Origin of the sequence: Paraburkholderia tropica, assembly GCF_900109265.1 — a bacterium.
GTDB lineage: Bacteria > Pseudomonadota > Gammaproteobacteria > Burkholderiales > Burkholderiaceae > Paraburkholderia > Paraburkholderia tropica.
The window spans coordinates 421,119-444,439 of record NZ_FNZM01000001.1; the positions used below are offsets into that span (position 1 = coordinate 421,119).

Annotated in this window: 17 protein-coding genes; 9 read left to right on the plus strand and 8 right to left on the minus strand. The window is 66.3% G+C overall.

Features of this window, described 5'->3' with window-relative positions:
• The first annotated feature begins 10 nt into the window (after positions 1-10).
• On the plus strand, positions 11-1,213 hold the full coding sequence (gene pcaF / locus BMY06_RS01870) for a 3-oxoadipyl-CoA thiolase (RefSeq protein ID WP_065057637.1): 1,203 nt from the start codon (positions 11-13) through the stop codon (positions 1,211-1,213).
• A 328-nt stretch (positions 1,214-1,541) separates the two neighbouring features.
• The gene (locus tag BMY06_RS01875; RefSeq protein ID WP_074981394.1) at positions 1,542-2,162 is read left to right on the plus strand and encodes a hypothetical protein; all 621 of its coding nucleotides are present in this window, start codon (positions 1,542-1,544) and stop codon (positions 2,160-2,162) included.
• Between the two features lie 125 nt (positions 2,163-2,287).
• On the opposite strand, the gene gabD is transcribed toward BMY06_RS01875, so the two are convergent.
• Positions 2,288-3,739, minus strand: a complete 1,452-nt coding sequence (gabD, locus tag BMY06_RS01880) for an NADP-dependent succinate-semialdehyde dehydrogenase (RefSeq protein ID WP_074981270.1) — start codon at positions 3,737-3,739, stop codon at positions 2,288-2,290.
• A 181-nt stretch (positions 3,740-3,920) separates the two neighbouring features.
• Complete coding sequence (gene gabT, locus BMY06_RS01885) at positions 3,921-5,213, minus strand: 4-aminobutyrate--2-oxoglutarate transaminase (protein ID WP_065057639.1); 1,293 nt, start codon at positions 5,211-5,213, stop codon at positions 3,921-3,923.
• Positions 5,214-5,337: 124 nt separating this feature from the next.
• On the opposite strand from gabT, the gene pdxR reads away from it, so the two are divergent.
• Entirely contained in the window at positions 5,338-7,170 is a 1,833-nt protein-coding gene (gene pdxR, locus BMY06_RS40050; RefSeq protein WP_080180823.1) for a MocR-like pyridoxine biosynthesis transcription factor PdxR, read from the plus strand.
• A gap of 39 nt (positions 7,171-7,209) precedes the next feature.
• Here the strand turns inward: pdxR and BMY06_RS01900 are convergent, their stop codons facing one another.
• The 4 genes from BMY06_RS01900 to phnC all read right to left on the minus strand — a co-directional run bounded on the left by BMY06_RS01900 (position 7,210) and on the right by phnC (position 11,089).
• On the minus strand, positions 7,210-8,046 hold the full coding sequence (locus BMY06_RS01900) for an EamA family transporter (RefSeq protein ID WP_074981272.1): 837 nt from the start codon (positions 8,044-8,046) through the stop codon (positions 7,210-7,212).
• A gap of 261 nt (positions 8,047-8,307) precedes the next feature.
• Positions 8,308-9,078, minus strand: a complete 771-nt coding sequence (phnE, locus tag BMY06_RS01905) for a phosphonate ABC transporter, permease protein PhnE (RefSeq protein WP_065057728.1) — start codon at positions 9,076-9,078, stop codon at positions 8,308-8,310.
• Positions 9,079-9,158: 80 nt separating this feature from the next.
• A complete protein-coding gene (gene phnD / locus BMY06_RS01910) occupies positions 9,159-10,145 on the minus strand; it encodes a phosphonate ABC transporter substrate-binding protein (RefSeq protein ID WP_074981273.1) in 987 nt (328 codons plus the stop codon).
• Between the two features lie 62 nt (positions 10,146-10,207).
• Complete coding sequence (gene phnC, locus BMY06_RS01915; protein ID WP_173816920.1) at positions 10,208-11,089, minus strand: phosphonate ABC transporter ATP-binding protein; 882 nt, start codon at positions 11,087-11,089, stop codon at positions 10,208-10,210.
• A 306-nt stretch (positions 11,090-11,395) separates the two neighbouring features.
• Here phnC and BMY06_RS01920 point away from each other — a divergent pair, with 306 nt between their 5' ends.
• The 5 genes from BMY06_RS01920 to BMY06_RS01940 all read left to right on the plus strand — a co-directional run bounded on the left by BMY06_RS01920 (position 11,396) and on the right by BMY06_RS01940 (position 20,383).
• Positions 11,396-12,430, plus strand: coding sequence for a M14 family zinc carboxypeptidase (locus tag BMY06_RS01920; RefSeq protein WP_065057642.1), 1,035 nt, complete (start codon positions 11,396-11,398; stop codon positions 12,428-12,430).
• Entirely contained in the window at positions 12,427-13,383 is a 957-nt protein-coding gene (locus BMY06_RS01925; protein ID WP_074981275.1) for an alpha/beta fold hydrolase, read from the plus strand. The genes BMY06_RS01920 and BMY06_RS01925 overlap by 4 nt, the downstream gene beginning before the upstream one ends.
• 54 nt (positions 13,384-13,437) lie before the next feature.
• Complete coding sequence (selD, locus tag BMY06_RS01930; protein WP_074981276.1) at positions 13,438-14,511, plus strand: selenide, water dikinase SelD; 1,074 nt, start codon at positions 13,438-13,440, stop codon at positions 14,509-14,511.
• On the plus strand, positions 14,508-15,413 hold the full coding sequence (locus BMY06_RS01935; protein WP_065057645.1) for a cation diffusion facilitator family transporter: 906 nt from the start codon (positions 14,508-14,510) through the stop codon (positions 15,411-15,413). The genes selD and BMY06_RS01935 overlap by 4 nt, the downstream gene beginning before the upstream one ends.
• A gap of 395 nt (positions 15,414-15,808) precedes the next feature.
• Positions 15,809-20,383: a YadA-like family protein gene (locus BMY06_RS01940; protein WP_074981278.1), complete on the plus strand. Its 4,575-nt coding sequence runs from the start codon at positions 15,809-15,811 to the stop codon at positions 20,381-20,383.
• A gap of 186 nt (positions 20,384-20,569) precedes the next feature.
• Here BMY06_RS01940 and BMY06_RS01945 read toward each other — a convergent pair whose 3' ends face one another.
• Both BMY06_RS01945 and BMY06_RS01950 read right to left on the minus strand, forming a co-directional pair.
• Positions 20,570-20,845 (minus strand): DUF4148 domain-containing protein, encoded by a 276-nt coding sequence (locus BMY06_RS01945; protein ID WP_074981280.1) that lies wholly within the window; start codon positions 20,843-20,845, stop codon positions 20,570-20,572.
• Between the two features lie 258 nt (positions 20,846-21,103).
• Positions 21,104-22,108 carry a LysR family transcriptional regulator gene (locus BMY06_RS01950; RefSeq protein WP_065057648.1) on the minus strand — a complete coding sequence of 335 codons (1,005 nt, stop codon included), beginning with the start codon at positions 22,106-22,108 and terminating at the stop codon, positions 21,104-21,106.
• Between the two features lie 188 nt (positions 22,109-22,296).
• On the opposite strand from BMY06_RS01950, the gene BMY06_RS01955 reads away from it, so the two are divergent.
• Positions 22,297-23,307, plus strand: coding sequence for an alpha/beta hydrolase (locus BMY06_RS01955; protein ID WP_080180821.1), 1,011 nt, complete (start codon positions 22,297-22,299; stop codon positions 23,305-23,307).
• The last annotated feature ends 14 nt before the right edge of the window (positions 23,308-23,321 follow it).

The following is a 23,321-nucleotide window of genomic DNA, read 5'->3' on the forward strand; positions in this document are numbered from 1 at the left end:
GGAGACTTCAATGACGGAAGCTTTCATCTGCGACGCGATTCGCACGCCGATCGGCCGCTATGCGGGCGCGCTTTCCCCGGTTCGTGCCGACGACCTCGGCGCCGTGCCCCTCAAGGCGCTCATGGAGCGCAACAAGGAAGTGGACTGGGCCGCGATCGACGACGTGATCTACGGCTGCGCGAACCAGGCCGGCGAGGACAACCGCAACGTCGCGCGTATGTCGTCGCTGCTGGCGGGCCTGCCGCAGGCCGTGCCGGGCTCGACCGTCAATCGTCTCTGTGGTTCGGGCATGGACGCCGTCGGCATCGCCGCGCGCGCGCTCAAGTCGGGCGAAGCGGGCCTGATGATCGCGGGCGGCGTGGAAAGCATGAGCCGCGCGCCGTTCGTCATGGGCAAGGCCGCGACCGCGTTCGCGCGCGACGCCGCCATCTACGACACGACCATCGGCTGGCGCTTCGTCAACAAGCTGATGAAGCAGCAATACGGCGTCGACTCGATGCCGGAAACGGCTGAAAACGTCGCGGTCGACTACAACATCAGCCGCGCCGATCAAGACGCCTTCGCGCTGCGCAGCCAGTTGAAGGCCGCGCGCGCCATCGCCGACGGCACGCTCGCGCAGGAAATCGTCTCGGTCTCGATCGCGCAGAAGAAGGGCGATCCGCTCGTGGTGTCGCGCGACGAGCATCCGCGTGAAACCACGCTCGAAGCGCTCGCGAAGCTCAAGGGCGTCGTGGGCCAGGACGGCTCGGTCACGGCCGGCAACGCCTCGGGCGTGAACGACGGCGCCTGCGCGCTGCTGCTCGCGAACGAAGAAAACGCCAGGCGCTTCGGCCTCACGCCGCGCGCACGCGTGCTCGGCATCGCCACCGCGGGCGTCGCGCCGCGCGTAATGGGCATCGGCCCGGCACCGGCCACGCAAAAGCTGCTCGCGCGTCTGAACATGACGATCGATCAGTTCGACGTGATCGAGCTCAATGAAGCGTTCGCTTCGCAAGGCCTCGCGGTGCTGCGCATGCTCGGCGTGGCCGACGACGACGCGCGCGTCAACCCGAACGGCGGCGCAATCGCGCTGGGCCATCCGCTTGGCATGAGCGGTGCGCGCCTCGTGACCACGGCGATGTATCAGCTGCATCGCACCAATGGCCGTTTCGCGCTGTGCACGATGTGTATCGGCGTCGGGCAGGGCATCGCCATCGCCATCGAGCGCATCTAAGCCGGCGGCTTCACGCGGCGATGTTTTAAAACAAGCCGCGCCGCACCAATTGCGCCAAACCGCGAACCTTCGGGTTCGCGGTTTTTTTTCGTCCCGATTGTCCGCTGATTTGCGCGAAGTCCAATTCCTGGCGCTTGCCGGTCGTAGTCCTGCATCCAACACGAATACCCTGATACCGGACGCGGACAGTTACGACGCTCGTTCAGAAAGCCGCGCGTAAAATTGCCTCCACATCGGCGCGAGATCGCCGGTCGTAAGTTGGTCGCGGATAGATCGCATTCCCGTTGCATCGTGATTCAAACCCCGTCTTTCAAGGAGACCGCGGATGATGAAGGCAGCGACTTTGGCAGCAGCAATGGTGATGGGCGTGGCCGCCGGCCAGGCGGCGTGGGCGCAAAACGAGCAACCCGCGCAGCCCGATCAGGCGGGCGGACAAACGGCGCTGGCGGGCGCGGCGCAGGCGATCATCGCCAATGTGCCGCCGGTGCATCTGAAGGCGAAGATCGTCGGGATCGACCGTGCCGCGCGCGTGGTCACGCTGCGCGGTCCGCGCGGCAACGACGTGGATATCGCGCTCAGCCCGCAGGTCGGCAATTTCGATCAACTGAACGTGGGCGATACCGTCGACGTGCTCTACAAGAACGCGCTGCTCGTGACGGCGAATAAGGTGACCGGCAGCGACAAGGGCATCCGCAAGCGCGTGGATACCAACGTCTATCTGCCCGCTTCGTCGGGATACGACGCCGCGCGCCAGGTCGAGGTGCGGGCGACGGTGCAGCACATCAATGTGAAGAAGCGTGAGGTGACGCTGCGCGGCGCGTATCAGACGGTCACGCTCGAAGCGCCGTCGGATATCGATCTCAAGAGCCTGAAAGTGGGCGACATGGTGCACGCCGTGTTCGTGTCCGCGTACGCGACGCAGGTGACGCCGGTGGGCGCGTCCGAATAAGCGCGCGCATCGTCCGGCTTCGCAAAAGACAACGCCGGCGCACCGCGAGTGATCGCGATGCGCCGGCGTTTTTTACATCGGCGGGAGCGTCGCGTCGAGCGGTGTCGACGCGACGCGCAGGCGGATTACATGCCCGCCATGCACAGATACTTGATGACGACGTAATCGTCCACGCCGTAGTGCGAGCCTTCGCGGCCGAGGCCCGATTGCTTCACGCCGCCGAACGGTGCGACTTCGTTCGAGATCAGGCCGGTGTTGATGCCGACCATGCCGTATTCGAGCGCTTCGGCCACGCGCCAGACGCGGCCGATGTCACGGCTGTAGAAGTAGGCGGCGAGGCCGAACTCGGTGTCGTTCGCCATCTTGATCACTTCCTCGTCCGACGAGAAGCGGAACAGCGGCGCGAGCGGGCCGAAGGTTTCGTCGCGCGCGACCTTCATCGCGGGCGTGACGCCCGTCAGGATGGTCGGCTCGAAGAAGCCGTGGCCGAGCGCGTGGCGCTTGCCGCCCGTCAGCACCTGCGCGCCCTTGCCGAGCGCGTCCTCGATATGCGATTCCACCTTCAGCACGGCCGCTTCGTTGATCAGCGGGCCTTGCGTCACGCCGTTCTCGGTGCCGAGGCCGACCTTGAGCTTTTCGACCGCGTCCTTGAGCTTCGCGGCGAACGTGTCGTACACGGCGTCGTGCACGTAGAAGCGGTTCGTGCAGACGCAGGTCTGGCCGCTGTTGCGGTACTTCGAGGCGATCGCGCCCGCGACGGCGGCGTCGATGTCGGCATCGTCGAACACGATGAACGGCGCGTTGCCGCCGAGTTCGAGCGAGACCTTCTTGACCGTCGAGGCGCACTGGCTCATCAGCAGGCGGCCGACCGGCGTCGAGCCCGTGAACGACAGCTTGCGCACGGTCGGGTTGCTCGTCAGTTCGCCGCCGATGGCCTTCGGGTCGCCCGTGACGACGCTGAAGATGCCCGCGGGCACGCCCGCGCGTTCGGCCAGCACGGCCAGCGCGAGCGCCGAGAACGGCGTCGCTTCGGCGGGCTTGAGGACGATCGGGCAGCCGGCGGCGAGCGCGGGGCCGACCTTGCGCGTGATCATCGCGGCGGGGAAATTCCACGGCGTGATCGCGGCGCAGACGCCAATCGCTTCCTTCGTCACGACGAGGCGCTTGTCGTTGGCGACGGTCGGGATCGTATCGCCGTAAATGCGCTTGCCTTCTTCCGCGAACCATTCGAGGAACGAAGCGGCGTAGCCGATTTCGCCCTTCGCTTCGGCGAGCGGCTTGCCTTGTTCGGTCGTGAGGATCAGCGCGAGATCGTCGGCGTTTTCCATCATCAGGTCATGCCACTTGCGCAGGATGACGCTGCGCTCCTTCGCGGTCTTCGCGCGCCACTTCGGCCACGCGGCGTTCGCGGCGGCGATCGCGCGGCGCGTTTCGGCGGTGCCCATGCGCGGCACCGTGCCGATCAGCGCGCCGGTGGCGGGGTTGGTCACGTCGAGCGTGGAGCCGTCTTCGGCGCCTTGCCATTCGCCGTTGATATAGGCCAGATTCTTCAGCAGCGATGCGTCTTTCAGGTTCATTCTGGAACTCCCGACAGGCTTCGATTCGTTTCGGGTTGACGTGGCTGGCGCGCGCGCGACGAATGCGCGCGGCGCACAACGACGAACGGCACAGCGGCAAGCGCCGGTGTGCCGTCAGGGGATGGCCCGCGCGCGGCGGGCCGGTGTTGCGATGTGAGGCGCGAGGTGCGAGGTGCGGGGCTTACGCCGGCACGCCCACGGCTTCCTTGATCGACTCTTCGAGGATCGCGAGCGCTTCGTCGAACACGTTGTCCTGGATCGTCAGCGGGAACAGGAAGCGCACGACGTTCGAGTACACGCCGCAAACCAGCAGCAGCAGGCCGCGGTTCAGCGCGGCGGTCTGCACGCGCTTCGTGAAGTCGGCGTCGGCGTCGCTCGTGCCCGGCTTGCAGAATTCGACGGCGTTCATCGCGCCCGGGCCGCGCACGTCGGCGATTTGCGGCACTTCCGCCTTCATCGCGTTGAGCTTGGCCTTGAGCTTGTCGCCGAGCTTCGTGGCGCGCTCGCAGAGCTTTTCTTCTTCGATGATCTCGATCACCGCGTGCGCCGACGCCACGGCCAGCGGGTTGCCCGCGTACGTGCCGCCGAGGCCGCCGGGCGCTGCCGCGTCCATGACTTCCGCGCGGCCGACCACGCCCGACAGCGGCATGCCGCCGGCCAGGCTCTTGGCGATCGTCATGAGGTCAGGCGTGACGTCGTAGTGTTCCATCGCGAACAGCTTGCCGGTGCGCGCGAAGCCCGTTTGCACTTCGTCGGCGATCAGCAGGATGCCGTGCGTGTCGCAGATCTTGCGCAGGCCGCGCACGAAGTCCGCCGGCGCCTGGTAGAAGCCGCCTTCGCCCTGAACCGGTTCGAAGATGATCGCGGCGACGCGCTTCGGATCGATGTCGGCCTTGAACAGCATCTCGATGTGCTTGAGCGAGTCGGCCGTGCTGATGCCGTGGACCGCGTTGGGGTACGGCGCGTGGTAGACGTCGGACGGGAACGGACCGAAGTTCAGCTTGTACGGCGCGACCTTGCCGGTGAGCGCCATGCCCATCATCGTGCGGCCGTGGAAACCGCCCGCGAAGGCGATCACGCCCGGACGGCCGGTCGAGGCGCGCGCGATCTTGACGGCGTTTTCGACGGCTTCCGCGCCGGTCGTGAAGAACGCGGCCTTCTTCGCGAAGCTGCCCGGTGCGCGCGCGGCGACCTTTTCGGCCAGCGAAACGTACGACTCGTACGGCACGATCTGGTAGGCGGTGTGCGTGAAGCGGTCGAGCTGCGCCTTGATGGCGGCGACGATCTTCGGATGGCGGTGGCCCGTGTTGCACACGGCGATGCCGGCGGCGAAGTCGATGACGCGGCGGCCTTCGACGTCCCACAGTTCCGCGTTTTCAGCGCGCTCGGCGTAGAAGTTGCACATGACGCCCACGCCGCGCGGCGTGATGGCGTCCTTGCGGCTCTGCAGATCGGCGTTCTTGCTCACGTTCATCTCCTTCACAAACTTCGGTTTTCGGATTGGTTGGTGGACCGGCAAGCAGTCCATGGCGCGACTATACTCACGTTTGGCTCTAAATTTCAGAGCCATTCAAATAAATTCATAGGAGCCAATTTCGATGCGTGCGAGTGTCTTGTCCGACTGGCTGGCCCAGCGGATCGAGCGCGGCAGCGGACAGCCCGTCTATCGCCAGTTGCACCGGCTGTTGCAGCAGGCGATCCTGTCGCGCGAGCTGCCCGCGGGCGCGCGCGTGCCGTCCTCGCGGCTGCTGGCGGCGGAATTGGGGATCGCGCGCAATACCGTGACGCAGGTCTACGAACAATTGGTGCTCGAAGGCTATGTGACCTCGGCGACCGGACGCGGCACCTTCGTCGCCGATACGTCCCCGGACGAGATCGTCGGCGCGGCGGAAATTGGCTCTGTCGATGGGCGGAAAAATGCGTCCCAGTCAGGAGCCGCGCGGATTGGCGGCGGGATTGCAACTAACAGCCCCGACGGGCGGCGTGCGGCGGGGTTGGCCGGAGCGGGGAGCGAGGCGGATCGGCTGGCGGATCGCGGCGCGGCGGGTTCGGCAGGTTCGGCGGGTTCGGCAGGTTCGGCAGGTTCGGCGGGTGCGGCGGGTGCGGCGGGTGCGGCAGGCCGAGGCGGTTCGATTGGCTCGGGCCACGCGCCGCTCGCCTCCGCGACGATTTCCGCAACCCACGTCGCAACCCACGCCGCAACGTCCCCCGAAACCTCATCGCCCATCCTGCCCGCGACCGCGCCTTTCCATCGTCCCGCCGCGCGCGCCTTGTCCACGCGCGGCGCGCGCCTGATCGCGGGCGCGGGCGTTTCGAAGCGCCAGGGCGGCGCGTTCATGCCCGGCGTCCCCGACGTCTCGCGCTTTCCCGCGCGCGTCTGGACGCGTCTGCACAACAAATACTGGCGCAGCCTGCGCCCCGATCTGCTGACCTACGCGCCGGGCGGCGGTCTCGCGCTGCTGCGTCACGTGCTCGCCGACTATCTGCGCACCTCGCGTTCGGTGCGCTGCTCGCCCGAGCAGATCATCATCACGACCGGCATCCACCAGTCGATCGACCTCGCGGTGCGGCTGCTGTCCGATCCCGGCGACACCATCTGGACCGAAGACCCCTGTTACTGGGGCGTGCGCAGCGTGCTGCACGTCTCGGGGCTGAAGGCGCGTCCGGTCGCCGTCGACAGCGAGGGTCTCAACCCGTCCGCCGCCGATTTCGCCGCGCCGCCGCCGAAGCTCATCCTTGTCACGCCGTCGCATCAATATCCGCTCGGCATGGTAATGAGCCTCGCGCGCCGCCGCATGTTGCTCGAGTACGCGCGCCAGCATCAATGCTGGATCATCGAGGACGATTACGACAGCGAATTCCGCTACGGCAGCCGGCCGCTCGCATCGCTGCAAGGGCTCGATACGGCGGGTCAGGTGATCTACGTGGGCAGCTTCGGCAAGACGCTGTTTCCGGGCTTGCGCGTCGGCTATCTGGTTGCGCCCGAACCGCTCGCCGAAAGCTTCGCCACCGCGAGCGCGGAGCTGTATCGCGAAGGGCAGTTGCTGCAGCAGGCCGTGCTGGCGGAGTTCATCGCCGAGGGGCATTTCACGTCGCATATCCGCAAGATGCGCGCGCTTTACGGCCAGCGGCGCCAGGCGCTGCTCGACGCCGCCACGCGCCGTTACGGCGACGCGCTGCCAGCGTTGGGCGGCGATGCGGGGCTGCACGTCGTCATGCAGTTGCCCGAAGGCAGCGACGACCGCGCCGTGGCCGAGGCCGCGCTCGCGCGCAACATCGTCGTGCGGCCCTTGTCGGGGTATTACTCGGCGCGCGAGCGTGCGGCGTCGGGCTTGCTGATCGGCTATGCGTGCGTGCCCGACGAGGACATCGCGCCCGCGTTCGACACGCTCGCCGAAGCCATCGACGCAACCTTGCCGACGTTCGCCTGAGCGCCGGGCGCGCGGGCGCCTTGCGGGTTGAAGGCGCGTTCAGAGCCGGATCAGCACCGCGCCGCAGGTGACGAGCGCGCACGCGATCATGCGGCGCGCCGTGAGCTGCTCCTTCATGAAGAGCCAGCCGATCAGCACCGCGAAGATCGACGACAGTTCGCGCAGCGCGGAGACCATCGCGATCGGCAGGAAGCGGAACGCCTCGATCACGAAGCAGTACGCGACGAGCGCGAGCACGCCCGCGAGCATGCCGCGCGCGACGGCGGCTTTCGACGTGAACATCTGCGCCGCGCCGCCGCGGAGCTTGCAGACGATCAGAAACTGCGGCACGTTCCAGAGCAGATACACCCACATGATGTAGCTGAGCGCGTTGCCGGCGGCGCGCGCGCCGAGTCCGTCGACGATCGAATAGACCGCGATGAACAGGCCCGTGAGCAGTGCGTACGGCACGCTTTCGCCCGAGAAGCGCATGCCGCGCCGGAACGCCAGCGACATGATGCCGAGCGACACCAGCACCACGCCCGTCGCGGCCACCGCGTGCAGTGCCTCGTGCGCGAACACCAGCGCGCCCGCTGAAATCAGCAAGGGCGAGAGTCCGCGCGCGATCGGGTAAATCTGGCCGAAGTCGCCGCTGCGATACGCGCGCACGAGCGTGAAGCAGTACGCGAGTTCGAGCACGGCGGACGCGGCAATATAGGGCCAGCTCGCGGCGTCGGGCAGCGGCAGCACGCACACCCCGATTGCGCTCACGATCACATACGGCACCGAGAACATCCCGAGCAGCCAGACGCGGTCGTTCGAGAGATGAAGGAAGGCATTCCAGCTCGCGTGCATGAGCGCCGAGAGCAAAACCAGCAGGACGACGAAACTGGCCATCGAGAGTGATCGCGGGTGAGGCGTTGGAAGGGAGCGCACGGAGAGGCAAAGTGCGACACGCTGTGACGAATGCCACAATTTGCCACAAAGCGATGCAAATCGCCGCAAGCCTCCCATTATTCCAGTGAATGCCGGGCGATGCCAGTGAATTGAAAGTGGCGTGTGGCGTGTGGCGAGGGGCCGGAAAGCGCGACGCGAGCCGCGGAACGGGGGCTCGCGTCGAGAAGCGAGAAGGGATTTCAGCGCCCGGAAGCGCGCCGCTCAGATCACCCGCGCGCGCAGCCGCGCCGACACCAGATCGATGATCGTCACCACGGCCACGACCATGATCAGCACCGCGGAAGTCTGCTGATAGTCGAACGAGCGGATTTCCTCGTAGAGCACGACGCCGATGCCGCCCGCGCCGACCATCCCCACCACCATCGCCGAGCGCACGTTCGACTCGAAACGGTAGAGCGCGTAGGAGATCCACAGCGGCATGACTTGCGGCAGCACGCCGTAGATGATTTCGTCGAGCGGCGTGGCGCCGGTCGCGCGCACGCCTTCGGCGGGACGCGGATCGATGGCTTCGACGGCTTCCGCGAACAGCTTCGCGAGCACGCCGGTCGTGTGCACCCACAGCGCGAGCACGCCCGCGAACGGCCCGAGCCCGACGGCCACGATGAAGAGCATCGCGAACACCATCTCGTTGATGGCGCGGCACGCGTCCATCAGCCGGCGCACCGGATGCAGCACCCAGGCCGGCGCGAGATTGTGCGCCGACATCAGCCCGCACGGCACGGCGCAGACGATCGCGAGCGCCGTGCCCCAGAGCGCGACCGCGATGGTCACCCACATCTCGTGCACGTAGGTGCGCCACTCGTGGAAGTCGGGCGGAAAGAAGCCTTCCGCGAAGGTGCCCATGTTGGCCGAATCGGAGAGCAGGTCGAGCGGGCGCATGTCCGCGCCGCGCCACGCCGCGCCGAGCAGCATCAGCACCAGCGCCCACAGCACGAGCGAGGACCAGCTGCGCTTGCTGGCGGCGGCTTGCATGCGCGCTTTCGTATCAGCGTTCTGCACGTTCTGGGCGTTCTGCGCAGCAAGCGGCGAGGCGTCGAAGTCCATCGCGCACATCACGGTTTCGCCGGGGCGTTGAGCGCGCCGATCTTCGCGTCGATGGCCGCGATCTGGCTCTTGCGGTCGTCGTCGGAGAGATGGGTGTCGGCGGCGATCTTCTGCTTCTGCTGGAACAGCGCGATCTGGCGGATCGGCAGCAGTTGCTCGTCGCTCGACGGCGCGAAGCCCGCGTAGCCCGTGATATCGGCCATGATTTTCTTCTCGCGCGGATCGGTCTTCGCGTAGTGATAGAAGAAGTCGCGCAGCTTCTGTCTGGTCGCTTCGGGCAGATCCTTGCGCATCACGAGCGGATCGGACGGAATCAGCGGCGAGGTCCACAGCACGCGTACTTCCTTGAAGCGATCCGGATGCTTGCGCGCCAGCGTGGCCAGTTCCATCGTGTTGTTGGTGGCGATATCGACCTTGTTGTTCACCACGGCGAGCAGGTTCGCTTCATGGCTCGACGGCAGCACGGTCTTGAACGTGGTCGCGTTCACGGGCAGATTGCGCTGCGCGAACAGGTAATAGCCCGGCACCAGCGAGCCCGACGTGGAATTCGGATCGCCCCAGCCCAGCGTGAGATCCTTAGGATTCTTGAATACGTCGTCGAGCGTCTTCACGCGACTGTTCACGTTGGTGATCAGCACCGATTTGTAGCCGGTGTCGCCGTTCGCGTAGAGCACCTTCGCGAACACTTCGCCGTTCGAGCGGTCCACGGCTTCCATCGCCGAGGCATTGCCGAAATAGCCGATCTGCACCTTGTTGAAGCGCATCGCTTCGATAATGCCCGAATAGTCGGTGGCGAAGAACGCATTCACGTGCAGGCCCGTCTGACGATTCAGATCGTCGATGAACGGTTGCCAGCGCTGCTTGAGGACTGCTGACGAATCGGTCGAAATAATGCCGAAGCTCAGGTCGTCGGCGCGAGCAGCCGATGCGCCGAGCGCGGCGAAGGCCACGGCGCCGGCGGCGCAGCAGGAAAGCAGGGCACGGATCAGTTTCATGTGAGAGGCGGTCCGGTTCGTTGGGGAAGAGACAACGTTTGCGTGCGATGCGGTGAAGCAGGCTAGGCCGCCGTCGGCTGCGCGCCGAAATGCTGCGTGTGCGCTTGCATCAGTGATTGTTCGAGCGGCTGTTCCAGCGACTGATCGTGCGCGCCATCCGCGTCGCGCAATTCGCGCGCCGCGCTGCCATAGAGCTTTTGCAGCAACTCGGGCGTGAGCGCGGCGGACGGCCCGTCGTAGACCACGCGGCCGTCGCGCAGCGCGACCGTGCGCGGGCAATACTGCATGGCGATATCCACCTGATGCAGCGACACGACCACCGTAAGCCCGTGATTGCGATTGAGCATGCGCAGCATGTCCATCACGCGGCGCGACGATTCGGGGTCGAGCGAGGCGATCGGTTCGTCGGCGAGGATCAGGCGCGCGCGCTGCACCAGCGCACGCGCGAGCGCGGCGCGCTGCTGCTGGCCGCCCGAGAGATTCGCGGCACGCTCGTACGCTTTATCTGCGATGCCCACTTCCGCAAGCGCCGCAATCGACAGTTCGCGTTCGCTGCGCGGAAAGCGGCCCGTGAGACGCCGCCACAGCGGCAGGCGCGCGAGCGCGCCGATCAGCACGTTGGTCTCGACGGTCAAACGATGCACGAGATTGAATTGCTGAAACACAAAGCCGACGTCGCGGCGAATGCGGCGCACTTCGCGCACGATGCGTCCGTCCTGCTGGATCGGGCGGCCGAGAATCTCGATGCGCGAAGGCTGCGCATCGGCGGCGACGAAGCCCGCGATATGGCGCAGCAAAGTCGATTTGCCCGATCCCGACGCGCCGATCAGCGCGACCATTTCTCCCGTGCCCACGCGCAGGTTGATTTCGTCGAGCGCCTTGCGCTGCGGTCCAAAAGTCTTCGACAGTCGTTCGATTCGAATTGCGTCCATTTGCGCGCTCATGTCAGCGTCCTGCCTGATTCATCCGACGAGTGGGAGACGTACGCGTCCCGTGCTCGAGTCGGGGACATTCTAGGAAGCGACTATGACGGCTGAGTGAAGGCATCGCGACGTCTAGACGACTACACAACTGAAAACGCGTCGAATGAAGCCAGCAAGTCGAAGTGATGACATCTGTGTGACGTCTCGCACATGTCACGCGATCTGCCGCATGAAAAGGCTATATTGTTGGCAAACGCATGTGCTGTCCCCGGTTTTCGAATGCCGCGCTGTTTCCCTTGAACCGAACGAGCGACGACTTGCGCCGCCATGCAGGCACTGAGCTTCCTTCCTGACAGCTTCGCCGAATACGAGGACCTGAAAACGCTCCTCGACGCGGGCTCGCCCTGGTTCGACATCCGCAGCGCGGGCGAGGTCGAGGTGCGCGGGCGGCCGTTTTCGCTCTACGTGGCGGCCGTGGGCTCGCGCGATCCGCACGCGCCGGCGATCGGTTTTTTCGGCGGCATTCACGGGCTCGAGCGCATCGGCTCGCAGCTCGTGCTCGATTACATGCGCGCGCTCGTGGGCCGTCTCGCGTGGGACGAATTGCTGATGCGCCAGCTCGAATCGGTGCGGCTCGTGATGATGCCCATCGTCAACCCCGGCGGCATGTGGCTCGCCACGCGCGCCAATCCGAACGGCGTCGATCTGATGCGCAACGCGCCGCAGGACGCCGACGAGCGCGTGCCTTTTCTCGCCGGCGGCCAGCGCGTGGGATCGTGGCTGCCGTGGTATCGCGGACGGCGCGGCGCGATGATGGAAACCGAAGCCTCGGCGCTGCTCAAGGTCGTCGACGAGGAACTGACGAACCGGCCGCTCGCGTTCGCGCTCGATTGTCATTCGGGTTACGGCTGGAGCGACAGCATCTGGTTTCCGTACGCGCGCACGCGCCAGCTCATGCGTCATCTGCCTGAAATGTACGTGCTGAAAACCCTGTTCGAACGCGCGCATCCGCATCACGGTTACACGTTCGAGCCGCAGAGCCATCAATATCTGCTGCACGGCGATCTGTGGGATTGCGCGTACGATCGCGCGCCCGCCGAGAATGTGTTTCTGCCGCTCACGCTCGAACTCGGTTCGTGGCTGTGGATCAAGAAAAATCCGCGCCAGATTTTTTCGCGCCAGGGCATGTTCAATCCGGTGATGCAGCATCGCACCGCGCGCGTGCTGCGGCGTCACGCCAATCTGTTCGATTTCCTCACGCGCGCCGCGTATTCGTCCGAGCGCTGGCTGCCCGAAGGCGTCGCGCGGCAGCAGGTGCTGCAAAGCGCGATCGGACACTGGTATCAGCGGCCCGGCGTATGAGCGCGCACTCGAATCCGGACCCGAACCCGAACGCGAATCCGTCGCCGTGGATTTTGCTGCGCGGCCTTACGCGCGAATCGCGTCATTGGGGCGCGTTCGCGTCGCTGCTCGAAGCGCGTTGCGGCGCCGTGCTGCCCGTCGATCTGCCCGGCAACGGCACGCGTCATCACGCGATCTCGCCGCTCGAAGTGAGCGAATACGTCGACGCCGTGCGCCGCGAGCTTCAGCGCGCGCTCGGGCAGGGCGACGGCGCGCCGCCGTACCGCGTGCTGGCGATGTCGCTCGGCGGCATGGTCGCGACGGCGTGGGCGCTGCGCTATCCGGCCGAGATCGTGCGACTCGTGCTGGTGAACACGAGCATGCGGCCGTTTAGCCGCTTCGACGAACGACTGCGGCCCGCCGCGTGGCCCGCGCTGCTGCACGCGGCGCAGCACTGGCGCGGGCGCGACCGCATCGGCGTGGCCGAGACGCGCATTCATGCCGCGACGTGCGCGCGCCGCGATACGCTCGCGGCCGACCTCGACACCTGGCGCGCGATCCGCGCGAGCGCGCCGGTGAGCCGCGCGAACGCGCTGCGCCAGCTGTGGGCCGCCGCGCGGTTTTCGGCGCACGGCGTGCCGCGTTGCGAGGTGCTGGTGGCGTCGTCGCGTGCGGATCGACTGGTGAATCCCGTGTGTTCGGCGCGGCTCGCGCAGGCGTGGGACGCGCGCCATCTCGAGCATCCGTGGGCGGGCCACGATCTGCCGCACGACGACCCGCACTGGCTCATCGATGCGATCTGCGCGAGCGAACCGGCGAGCGAACCCGCGAGCGCCGCGACCGATGCGCCAGCGCACGTCGATACGCGAGCCGATACGCGAACCGACGCGGCCGCCGATCCGCAGCCCGATCCGCAGCCCGATCCGCGAACCGATCCGGCCGCCGCCCCGGACGGCCCAGCATCGCCGGCGTGACGATTGCCCCATAATAGGGACGTTTCGTCAGCATATTCAGGAAGACTCCCCGCCATGAACGACACCGTCCGCACTTCATCGGGCAGCGCCGCGCCGCGTCTCACGAGCCTTTCGCACGGCGGCGGCTGCGGCTGCAAGATCGCGCCGGGCGTGCTCTCCGCGCTGCTCGCGCGCAGCACGCCGCTCACGGCTGCGTTTCCCAATCTGCTCGTCGGCACCGAGACGGCCGACGACGCCGCCGTCTACAAGCTCAACGACGAGCAGGCCATCGTCGCGACCACCGACTTCTTCATGCCGATCGTCGACGATCCGTACGACTTCGGCCGCATCGCCGCGACCAATGCGCTGTCCGACGTCTACGCGATGGGCGGCAAGCCGATCCTCGCGCTCGCGCTGGTCGGCATGCCGATCAACGTGTTGCCGCACGACGTCATCGCGCAGGTGCTGCGCGGCGGCGAGGACGTCTGCGCGGCGGCGGGCATTCCCGTCGCGGGCGGGCATTCGATCGATTCCGTCGAGCCGATTTACGGGCTCGCGGCGCTCGGCGTCGTGCATCCGTCGCGCGTGAAGCGCAACGCCTCGGCGCGCGCGGGCGACGTGCTCGTGCTCGGCAAGCCGCTCGGCGTGGGCGTGCTCTCGGCGGCGCTCAAGAAGGACCTGCTCGACGCGACCGGTTATCAGGCGATGGTCGCCGCCGCCACGATGCTCAACCGGCCGGGCGCGGCGCTCGCCGAACTCGACGACGTCCACGCGATGACCGACGTGACCGGCTTCGGCTTGCTCGGCCACACGCTCGAAATCGCGCGCGGCGCGAGTCTCACGGCGCGCGTGCGTTACGCCGATCTGCCGTGGCTGCCGGGCGTCGAGGCGTTTGTCGATCAGGGCGTCTTCACGGGCGCGTCGGGCCGCAACTGGGCGTCGTACGGCGAGGGCGTGACGCTCGCGCCGAGCCTGCCGGAAAGCGCGCGCACGCTGCTCACCGATCCGCAAACCTCGGGCGGTCTGCTGGTCGCCTGCGCGCCCGAGCGCGTGGACGACGTGCTCGCGCTGTTCCACCAGGACGGTTTCGCGGATGCCCGCGTGATCGGCGAACTGGACGAAGGCCCTGCTCGCGTCGAGGTCGTATGAGCGCGGAGTCGCCGAAAGCCATTTTCTACGCGCTCGCCGCGAACGCGGGCATCGCCGTCTGCAAGTACGCGGCGGCGGCGTTCACGGGCTCCGGCTCGATGTTCGCCGAAGCGATTCACTCGACCGCCGACTGCGGCAATCAACTGTTGCTGCTGTTCGGCCTGCGCCAGTCGCGCGAACCACCTTCGCCGCTGCATCCGATGGGCTCGGGCCGCGCGATCAACTTCTATTCGCTGCTGGTCGCGCTGCTGCTGTTCTTCGTGGGCGGCGCGTTTTCCGTGTATGAGGGCGTGCACCGGCTGTTCACGCGCGAGCCGCTGCAATACGTGTATGTGGCGCTCGCGGTGCTCGGCGTGTCGGTCGTGCTGGAGGCGCTCTCGCTGTATGGCGCGATGCGCGAGATTCGCGCGGGCAATCCGGGCAAGCCGCTGTGGCGATGGTTCCGCGAAACGCGCGATTCGGACCTGCTGGTCGTGGCGGGCGAGGACGTCGCCGCGCTCGCGGGTCTCGCGATTGCGTTCGTCGCGGTGCTGCTGACGGTGATCACCGGCAATCCCGTGTGGGACGCGTGCGGCTCGATCTGCATCGGCTTTCTGCTGATGACGATCGCGTGGCTCGTCGCGCGCGAAGTGAAGTCGATGATCGTGGGCGAGTCGGCGAGTCCGGAAATGCGGCGCGACATCGAAACGTTTCTGCGCGCGCGGCCCGAGATTCGCCACATCATGAACGTCATCACCCTGCAATGGGGCAAGGAGATCGTCGTGGCCGTGCAGGCCGAGATGATCGACTACGAACACAGCCGCACGATGGTCGAAGCGATCAACGAGATCGAAGCGGATTTGCAGGCGCGTTTCCCGCAGGTGCGCTGGGTGTTCTTCGAGCCGGACTTCGTGAATCGTTAAATCGTGATCGGTCGTCAGCCGACAAGCTGACGATCCGGCAATCCCCGAACGGGCCGCCGCTCCTGGAGCGCGGCCCGTTTTTCTTGTCGATGCGCGGATGAGGCGCGCTGTCGCGTGCGTCGTCGATTTAAGAATCGTCCTATTTTGCGTTGTCCTACGTCGCTATAGGATTTCCTTTCGGTTGACTTGCATGAATTGCAAAATTTTGTCGCATGTCGCGCGCCTGTTCACGGCAGGACGCGCGATGTGCCGCCGCACTGTCGCAGCGGCGCGATGCGCGACATGGGCGTTCGATCCGGACGCCCTGCAACGCTGAATCGCGAAGCGCACCGGAGACGCCATCCTGTTCGTGATCTTTTGCTTCGCGAAAGTGCTTGCAATGATCAGGATGACGAATGAACAAGATTTATCGCACGATCTGGAACGCCGCATCGGGACGCTGGATCGCTGTGCAGGAAAACGCGCGCGCACGCGGCGCGAAGGGTGGGAGCGGTGCGCGTTCGCGTAGCCGGCTCGCATGCGGCGCGCTTGCCGTGGCGGCGGCGTGGGGCGGCGGCGTTCGCGCGGGCACGGTGCTGGACACGGACGGCGCGACCGTCATAGCGGCGGACATCTGCACGGGTACGACGATCGGCGGCTCCGGCCTCAACTATCTGGCGATGGGCTGCAATGCCAGTGCGTCGGATACCGATTCGATCGCCATCGGCACGTCGTCGGTGGCGAACGGCGCCTCGGCGCTCGCGCTGGGCGATCACACCTACGCGATCGCGAACGGCGCGACAGCGCTCGGCGGCGGCGCGACGGCGAGCGGCGTGCAATCGGTCGCGCTGGGCGGCGACAAGGTGGACGCCCTTCAAGACGCCGCCGCCAAGGCCACGGGCGAGCGCGCGGTGGCGGTGGGCGCGGCGACGCGGGCGATGGGCAACAACTCGGTCGCGCTCGGCAGCACCGTGACGGCCGCCGCCGACAACGCCGTGGCAATCGGCTCGGGCGCCGCGGTGAGCGGCGCGGGATCGGTCGCGCTGGGCGTGAAGGCGAGCGGCGTCGGCGCGAATGCGGCCGCGATCGGCGCCGGTTCGGCGGCGTCCGGCGACGCGTCCACGGCGATCGGCAATCTTGCCATGGCAAGCGGCAAGAATGCGTTCGCGCTGGGCTCATCCGCGAGCGCGTCGGCGGACAATGCGATCGCGATGGGCCTGAGTGCGAAAGGCACCGTGAGCGGCGCGATTGCGATTGGTCAGGCCGCCGCCGCGCAAGGCGCGAACAGCATCGCGCTGGGCTACAACGCCAACACCGGCGCCGCGTCGACGGCGGACGGCAATATGGCGATCGGCGCGAACGCAGGCATTGCGAACAAGGGCGCGGGCATCATCGTGATCGGCCGCAACGCGAAGCTCAGAAACGACGGCGGCACGCCGGCCATCACGGGCGATGGATCGATCGTGATCGGTGACGGCGCCAGCATCTTCGGCAGCAATAGCACCGCGCTCGGCGCGAATACGTATTCGCTGTACTCGGGCGCGACGCTCGTCGGCGCGGGCGCGCGCTCGACGGTGTTGGGCGGCGGCACCGCGCTCGGCCAGGGCGCGTCAGTCACGGCGGACAATGCCGTCGCGCTGGGCGCCAATTCGATCGCCGACCGGTCCAATGCGGTCTCGGTCGGCACCGCGACCGCGGCGCGGCAGATCGTCCACGTGGCGGCCGGCGCGGTGAGCGGTACGAGCACCGACGCGATCAACGGCTCGCAACTCAACACGACGAATACGCAGGTGACGGCGAACGCAAGCGCCATTACCGCGTTGCAGGACTTGACCGACAACGCCGTGATGTATGACTCGACGACGCATGACCTGGTGACGCTGGGCGGCGTGGGCTCGAACGTGAAATTGACCAACGTCGCGGCGGCCACGCTGACCGGCACGAGCACGGATGCGGTGAACGGCGCGCAACTTTACTCCACGAACAGCAATGTGACGGCCATTTCGAACACGGTGAACAAGATCGTGAGCGGTGATGGCATCAAGTATTTCCACACCGGCTCGGCGCTGGCCGATTCGGTTGCGAACGGCACGAACTCGACGGCGATTGGTCCGGCGGCCGTCGCTTCGTATGCCGACGATATCGCGATTGGTGACGGCGCTGCGGCAAGCCGCCCGGCCATCACCCAGCAAAGCGGCAACATCGCACTGGGTGCGAGCGCATCGGCGCAAGGCTATCGTTCGATTGCGATCGGCTATGGCGCGCAAACGAATACCGGCTCGCTCTATGTGAACTCATCCGATATCGCAATCGGGCAGTCTGCTTTTGCTGAAGGTTATAACTCGGTCGCGCTCGGCAACAATGCGAATGTCGGTACGGCAGGCGGCGACGGCAATAACGTCGCCGTAGGCTCGAATACGTACGCGAAGGCAACGGGCGCCGTGGCGTTCGGCGGATCGTCGACCGCGGCGGCTTCGAATGCCACGGCGATTGGCGCGGCCGCTTACGCAGGCGGAAGCGGCTCGACGGCATTGGGCGAAGCATCGACGGCGAGCGCGGCGAACGCGATCGCGATCGGTAACGGTGCGAATGCGTCGGTTTCCAACTCGCTGGCGCTGGGTAACGGCGCGACCACGGCGGCTGCTGTCGGCACGGCGAATGGCGTGATCGGTGGTCAGACGTTCACGTATGCCGGTGCAACGCCGACCGGCGTGGTGAGCGTGGGCGCGGCGGGTGCCGAGCGCCAGGTGACGAACGTCGCGGCCGGTCGTGTGACGGCAGCGAGCACGGACGCCGTGAACGGCTCGCAGCTCTACGCGACAAACACGCAGGTCACTACGAACACCGGCGCAATCAGCACACTGCAAGCGCTAAGCGCTGGCGCGGTGATGTACGACTCGTCGTCGCACGATTCGGTGACGCTCGGCGGCGCGGGTGCGAGCACGCCGGTCGCACTGCACAACGTGGCGGGAGGCGCAGTGAGCGATGCGAGCAACGATGCGGTGAACGGCTCGCAGCTTTTCAAGCTCGCGAGCAGCACGGCAAGCGGTCTGGGCGGCGGCTCGACGGTGAACAGCGACGGTTCGATCACGACGCCGACCTACAGCGTCGGCGGCGCGACGTTCCACAACGCAGGCGAAGCCTTCACGAATATCGACGGCCGCACGACCGCGAACACGGACGCGCTCAGCACGCTGCAAGGCCAAACCGCTGACGCGGTGATGTACGACTCGTCGTCGCACGATTCGGTGACGCTCGGCGGCGCAGATTCGAGCACGCCGGTCGCACTGCACAACGTGGCGGCAGGCGCAGTGAGCGATGCGAGTAACGATGCGGTGAACGGCTCGCAGCTCTACAAACTCGCCAACAGTACGGCAAGCGGTCTGGGCGGCGGCTCGACGGTAAACAGCGACGGTTCGATCACGACGCCGACTTACACCATCGGCGGCGCGACGTTCCACAACGCAGGCGAAGCCTTCACGAATATCGACGGCCGCACGACCGCGAACGCCGACGCAATCAGCAACCTTCAAGGCCAAACCGCCGACGCCGTCATGTACGACTCGACTGCGCACGATTCGGTCACGCTCGGCGGCACGAGTGCGACCGCGCCGATCGCGCTCCATAACGTCGCGAATGGCGCAGTCGACGCATCGAGTTTCGATGCCATCAACGGCTCGCAACTCTTCGGCGTATCGAGCGCGCTCGTCAATGCACTCGGCGGCGGCGCAAGCGTGTCTGCCGACGGCTCGATCACGCTGCCGACGTATCGCATCGGCAACACGACCTTCCACAACGTGGGCGGCGCGCTCACGAATCTCGACGGCCGCGTAACGGATCTCTCCGATGCGGTGAGCAGCGGCACCATCGGCCTCGTGCAGCAGGATGCCACGACGCACGCCATCACGGTCGGCAAGGACGTGTCTGGCCGCGAGGTCGATTTCGCCGGCACGAACGGTGTGCGTCTGCTGACGGGCGTGGCGGCAGGCAATGTCGATGCGAGCAGCGTCGACGCCGTGAACGGCTCGCAACTCTTCGCCATCGGCAACGCCACGGCGAACGCGCTGGGCGGCGGTGCGACGATGAACGCGAACGGCACCATGAGCGGCCCGAACTACGCTATCGGCGGCAACACGTACAACAACGTGGGCGGCGCGCTGACCGATCTCGACGGCCGCGTTGCGCAGAACGCGCAGGACATCAGCGATATCAAGGGCGATGTGGCGAATGCGGTGGCCTACGACTCATCGGCGCACGACTCGGTCACGCTTGGCGACGGCGGCACACCGGTGAGTCTGCACAACGTCGCGGCCGGCACGGCGGACACCGACGCGGTCAATCTCGGCCAGATGAACGACGCGATCGCATCGGTCCAGCAGGCGGCGGATGCGGCGGTCAATCCGTTCGTCGCGGCGCAGGGCAATCGCGACACGGAAGGCGCGATTGCCAGCGGCACACACGCAACGGCCGCCGGTGCGAACGCCGTCGCGAGCGGCGCGAACGCCGTGGCGCTCGGCGCGAACACGCAGGCGACTGGCGCGAATTCGGTGGCGCTCGGCGCGGATTCGGTGGCCGATCGCGACAACGCGGTGTCGGTCGGCTCGGCGGGCAACGAGCGGCAGATCACCAACGTCGCGCCCGGCACAGCCGGCACCGACGCGGCCAACATGAACCAGCTCAACGCGATGGCCGCGCAGGGCCAGGGTTACGTCGATCAGCGCATCGCGGGCGTGCAGAACCAGATCAGCGACGTGCGTCGGGACGCATTCGGCGCGGCCGCGGCGGCGATGGCGGTCGCCGGTCTGCCGCAACCGACCGAGCCGGGCAGGACAATGGTGGCCGCCGCCGGTTCGCGCATCGGCGGACAGACCGGCATGGCGCTCGGCGTGTCCTACGTGACGCGCAACAACCGCTGGGTCGCAAAGGCGTCGGCGAGTTCGAGCAGCCAGGGCAACACGGGCGTGACACTCGGCGCCGGGTATCAGTGGTAAGTCTCGTACGGCAAAGCCCGATGGTCGACAAACCATCGGGCTTTTTTATTGCGCTTTCAATGACGGAACGGCGTCCACACCGGTGCGGTGTTGTTCCAGGTGTCCAGCTCGGAAGGCGTAGTCGTATTCATGATCAGTCATCCTGATTAATGATGAAGTTCGCGATGCAGGTCGACGCGTCGCGTGTTATTCGCTCACGCGCGCCACGCGTTGCGCGTCGTTCGCGCGGCCTTCCTGAATCGCGAGACGTTCTGCCTGCGTGCGGCCCACGAGACTCTGATTCGGATAGCTCGTCTTGTTCAGCGCGGGCAACGTGCCGTCGCGATACGCGGCGACGATTTCGGCCTTCACTTCTTCACGCGTCTTGGGACCGTTGTTCACCGATTGCGCGAACACCGATGCGCTGGCGGCAAGCGAAACAACGAGCGTTGCGCCGAGGGCGGTTGCGAGAGTGCGTTTCATGATCTGCTCCTGTTTTAAGGGCGCCGCAAATCGATGAAAACAACAACCGGTGCGGCGACAGGTGCAAATGTAGGTGTCCGCGCGTCGGCGATAAACAGTCTGAAAACGAAAGGAATTGTCGAGATTCCGGAACAATCGGTCGCACGCGTAGGCAATGCAAACGCTCAAAAGCAAGACGGGCGGGCGTTCGAAGCCCGCCCGTCTGGGCGCGAATATGCACGGTATCGCGCAATATCGCGCCTGAGAATCCGCGAAAAATTACGCAGCCCACTCCGAAATGACCGGCGTTTCGAGGCTCGGCGCCGACTCGCGCTCTTCGAGCGTGCGCAGCGTGCAGGCCTTGTCGAGCGAGCCGCGGCCGCTCAGCAGCGGGCAGCGGTCGAACACTTCGGCGATCCAGTCGACGAACACGCGCACCTTCGGCGACAGATGGCGGCTATGCGGATACACCGCCGAAATCGGCATCGGCAGCGGTTTGAAATCGGGCAGCACTTCCACGAGCTGGCCCGATTTCAGCAGCGGCAGCACCATGTAGCGCGGCGCCTGAATCAGCCCGAAACCTTCCACGCCGCAGGTCACGTACGCATCGGCGTCGTTCACCGACACCATGCTCTTGAGCTTGACCTCGACTTCCTTGTTGTCGACGAGGAAGGCCCAGTCGATCACGCGCCCCGTGCGGCTCGAAAAATAATTCACGGCGCGATGCTCCTGCAGATCGTCGAGCGTTCGCGGCATGCCGTGGCTTTCGAGGTACGAGGGCGCCGCGCACGACACGCCTTCGAACAGCCCGATGCGCCGCGCGACCAGCGACGAATCCTGCAACGCGCCCACGCGCACCACGCAATCGACGCCTTCCTGTAGCAGATCGACGGGGCGATCGCTCAGGCCGAGCTGCAGATCGATGTCCGGATAACGCGTGTGGAATTCGCACAGCGACGGAATCACGATCAGCCGCCCGATGGAGCCGGGCATGTCGATGCGCAATTTGCCGTGCGGCTTGCGATTGCGATCCTGGAACGTCTGTTCGGTTTCCTCGACATCGGCGAGGATGCGCACGCAGCGCTCGTAATACGCGGCGCCGTCCGGCGTGAGCGAAAGGCGGCGCGTGGTGCGATGCATGAGACGCACGCCGAGAAACGCTTCGAGATTCTGAATGATCGTCGTGACCGAGGCGCGCGGCATGTCGAGCGTTTCGGCTGCGCGCGTAAAGCTGTTCGTGTCGACGACGCGGGTGAACACCTGCATGGCCTGAAGGCGGTCCATTGCCATTCTCCGAAAGTCATCGGACGCACGCCGCGCGGTGTTCGAAATAAACACTCGCGCGTAAAGAGGAGACAGATTGTTCAGGTGCGCCGAATTGTGTTGCCGGATTATAGGCATTTATTTAGAAGTCTGCCGAACCCACAATTCGCTCCATTCGAATCTACTCTCGCGCATTGCGCCGTTTCGACATGGATGCCTTTAAACGTTCGACGCCGTGGATTTCAGCCGCCGCTCAAGTTGCTAACGCTGCTAACGCGTCGGCCGATGCACCTTATGCGCCCGACGCGGCCAACGAGCCCGCCCAGCCGGCGCGCGTCGCGCCTGCCTCGCCCGTTGCGGGCAAGGCGCGCGGCCGGACGACCGCGATCGACGTCAGCGAAGTGACGATCGAAGGCCACGTGAAGGACATCGTGCTGCGTCTGTATCGTCCGCAGGGCGCGAACAATCTGCCCGTTCTGCTGTATTTCCACGGCGGCGGATTCGTGCGCGGCACGCTCGACGACGCCGACGTGCAAAGCCGCTTTTTCGCAGAACGCTTACCCGCGCTGGTGGTGTCGGTCGATTATTCGCTCGCGCCCGAATTCCCGTTTCCGGCCGCGCCCGAAGACGCCCATCGCGCGGCGCTGTGGGTGCTCACGCGCGCCCGCGCATTCGGCGGCAGCACGAAGCGCGTGATCGCCGCCGGTCACGACGCGGGCGGCCAGATCGCCAACGTGCTCGCGTTTATCGGCCGCGATCGCGGCGACGTGAAGCTCGCGGCGCAGGCCTTGTTCGCGCCGATGCTCGACCCGAGCCTCACGCGTCTGGGCGACGAGCGCCGCCTCGGTTCCGACATCACCGCGAGCGAATGCGCGCAGTGCTATCGCGCTTATCTGCCCGACGCCACGCAGCGCATGCATCCGTACGCGGCGCCGCTCGAATCGTCGCGGCTCGGCGGTTTGCCGCCCACGCTGATCGTCACCGCGCAGAACGACGTGCTGCATATCGAGGCGGAAAAGTACGCGAGCCGCCTGATCGACTCCGGCGTGCGCACACATGTGGTGCGTTATCCGAGCGTTTCGCACGCGCAGATCGGCGCGCACGAGGAAGCGCTCGCGGAAGCCGTGCGCTTTTTCAAATGCTGCTTCGAGGCCGACGCGAATCGCGATGCAAGCCGCGATGCAAGCCGTGACTCGCCGCGTTCGCCGCGCAATCCATAAACAACAACCACACA